Genomic DNA, 2,948 nt, shown 5'->3' on the forward strand with positions numbered 1-2,948 from the left:
CTCCACGACCTCCACGTGCCCCCCGACCTCCAGCACCTCACGATCCAGCCACGGCTCCGCCTCCCGTTCCTCCCCGTCCGAGACGAGTACCGCGTCGGAGGTCAGCAGGGCGAGCAGGGCGGTGCGGTCACCGGTGTTGACCGCCTGGAAGAAGGCGCGGACGACCGGGTTGGAGGGCCGGGAGGGACGGTCGAGACGGATGTCGGCATCGGTCATGTCACCAGGAGAACCCCCGGGGCCGCTCCCCGCATCCCGGCGCGGCACACGCGCCGACGACCGTCACGGATCGTACGCGACCGACACGACACGCCCGTGATTCCCGGGGAACCTCCACGAATTTCCACGGGAAAACGCGCATGGGTCTCCGCATCCGTGGAAGGCGCGCGAGGTGATATCACGCTGTGCACCGGTCTCCACGTCATCCGCCGCGCCATCGGACGCCGAACGGACACCCGCGCCATCACCGCGCCGTATCGTGAAAGTTATGCGGCGTTTCATCAGGTATGCAGCTCTTGTTCAGGTCGAACGCCCGCGCACCGTGAGCAACCGAGCCGAGTCCGGGACCCACCCGGCACCGGCCGAGGCCTCCGGGGCGGGGGCGTCCGGTCGGACGATCCGCCGACCCGGCGGGTCCTCCGCCGGGTCCCACCCGCCGGTCAATCCCGAGGCCTCCCCGCTGGTGTCCCTCTACCGCCGGGTGATCCCCCTGCGCGCCCGCCGCGCGGTGGCCGGCCGGGTCTCCCCGCAACTGCGCGGTTCCGTCAAGCGCACCCTCGCCGACACCGCCGGGGCCGTGCCCGACCGGATGGCGGAGATCCGCGCGGAACGCGCCCGACGCGCCCGACCGGAGCTGTTCTCCGGCCAGGAGCGCCGCATGGTGCAGGTCAACCGCCGGCCCAAGGCCGCCACGGTGCGGGAGTTCCCCACCCCGCTGGCCGCCCGGGACGAGGCGCTGCGCAGGGTGTGCGACGCCCTCGAGGAGGCCGGCGTCGACTACTTCTGCGTGCGCGGCGTGGACCCGGCCGGCTCCACCGTCGCCGTGCCGGCGGCCGACCGCCTCCGGGCCGCCCGCGCGTTGGCCCGGATGTGCGCCCGCACCGCCGGTTACGTCGGCGTCCGCCCCCGCCGCCGGCGTCGCGGCCCGCGCCACACCGTGCCCGGCGACTCACAGGCGGCCCGCCGCCTGTGGACCTCCGCCCCGCTGGTGCGGCTGTGCTGGTACACCACCGACCGACGCGGCTCCACCGCCCTCGGCCAGCGCTACGGCTGCACCGTGGAGTTCTGGAGGACCGACGAGCGCGGGATGCTCGTCGCCCCGCGCCGCAACCGGTGCACCGAGGAGATCTCCCCGGACACCCCGCGCGTCACCGTTCCCCTCGCCCGGCTGGACCAGCTGCACCCGGTCACCGGCACTCCCGGGGACGCGGACCCCCGCGCGGGCACCGTCACCGCCGACCGCCCCGGGGCCGGCCCCGCCCCGGAACCGAAGGGCCTGGCCGCGCACCCGGTGATCACCATCCCGGAGTTCTCCCGGCCCCTGCCGGACGACGTCCCCTTCCCGGTGGACGCCGTCTACACCTGGGTGGACGGCGCCGACCCGGACTGGCTGGGCCGGCGCGCCCTGCACGCCGGCGAGACCTACCACGCCGAGGCCGCCAACGCCGCCCGCTACCTCAGCCGCGACGAGCTGCGCTACTCGCTGCGCTCGCTGCACCAGTACGCGCCGTGGATCCGGCACGTCTACCTGGTCACCGACCGGCAGGTGCCCTCCTGGCTGAACACCGACCACCCCGGGCTGACGGTGGTGGACCACCGCGAGATCTTCTCCGACACCTCGCTGCTGCCGACCTTCAACTCCCATGCCATCGAGAGCCAGCTGCACCACATCGAGGGCCTCGCGGAGCACTTCCTCTACCTCAACGACGACGTGTTCTTCGGCCGCCTGACGGTGCCGCAGCACTTCTTCCTGGGCAACGGCCTCACCCGGTTCTTCCTGTCCAAGGCGCACATCCCCTACGGGCTGCCCACCCCGGACGACGTGCCGGTGTCGGTGGCGGGCAAGAACAACCGGATGCTGCTGGAGGAGCGCTTCGGCGCGGTCATCACGCAGAAGATGAAGCACGTCCCGCACGCCCTGCGGCGCAGTGTGCTGTACGAGATCGAGGAGGAGTTCGCGGACCGGCACAGGGCCACCGCGGCCAACCGGTTCCGCGAGCTGAACGACCTCTCGGTCACCTCCTCGCTCCACCACTACTACGCGTTCCTCACCGGACGCGCGGTGCCCGGCGGTATCCCGTACGACTACTTCGACATGGCCCACCCGGCGATCGAGACGCGCCTGGGCCGGTTGCTGGCGGCCCACAACCGCACGGTGTTCTGCCTGAACGACACGGTCTCCGACGAGAAGGACCTGGCGACCCAGCTGTCGATCATGGAGCCGTTCCTCCAGGCGTACTTCCCCTTCGCCTGCCCCTACGAGCGGGAGGCCTGAGCGGGACTCCCGGCACCGCCGCCGACAGCTTGGAGTCCCCGGCACGGCGGGCTCCGAAGCGGATCGGCACCTCCACCACCCGTACCCCGCGCACCACGGCCCGGTGCTTCAGCTCCACCTGGAAGGCGTGGCCGGCCCCGGCGGCGTCCTGCGGCGCCACGGCCCACAGCGCCTCCTCGCGCCACAGGTTGAACCCGCCGGTCAGGTCGCGGATGCCCGTCCCGAGCAGGGCACCGGCGTACGCGTTGGCCCCGCGGGAGAGCATCCTGCGGTGCCGCTCCCACCCGGCGGCCAACCGGCCGCCCGCCACGTACCGGCTGCCGATCACCAGGCCGGCCCCGGTGCTCCGGGCCACTCCCACCATCTCGGGCAGGACCGCGGCCGGATGACTGCCGTCGGCGTCCATCTGCACCACGTATCCGCCGGTACCCCCCGCGCCCCCGGCACCCTCCGGCGC

2 protein-coding genes and 1 pseudogene are annotated in these 2,948 nt (G+C 73.1%); 1 reads left to right on the top strand and 2 read right to left on the bottom strand.

Annotation, left to right across the window (positions count from 1 at the left end; genetic code table 11):
* Window positions 1-216: pseudogene (locus tag FNQ90_RS18225) on the bottom strand (hypothetical protein); the annotation flags it as partial.
* 463 nt (window positions 217-679) lie between these two features.
* On the opposite strand from FNQ90_RS18225, the gene FNQ90_RS18230 reads away from it, so the two are divergent.
* Entirely contained in the window at window positions 680-2,491 is a 1,812-nt protein-coding gene (locus FNQ90_RS18230) for a stealth family protein (protein WP_323380044.1), read from the top strand.
* On the opposite strand, the gene FNQ90_RS18235 is transcribed toward FNQ90_RS18230, so the two are convergent.
* On the bottom strand, window positions 2,430-2,948 hold a 519-nt coding region (locus FNQ90_RS18235), incomplete at its 5' end, for a glycosyltransferase (protein WP_182607359.1). The two genes, FNQ90_RS18230 and FNQ90_RS18235, sit on opposite strands and share 62 nt — an antisense overlap.

Origin of the sequence: Streptomyces alkaliphilus, from assembly GCF_014141535.1 — a bacterium.
GTDB lineage: Bacteria > Actinomycetota > Actinomycetes > Streptomycetales > Streptomycetaceae > Streptomyces > Streptomyces alkaliphilus.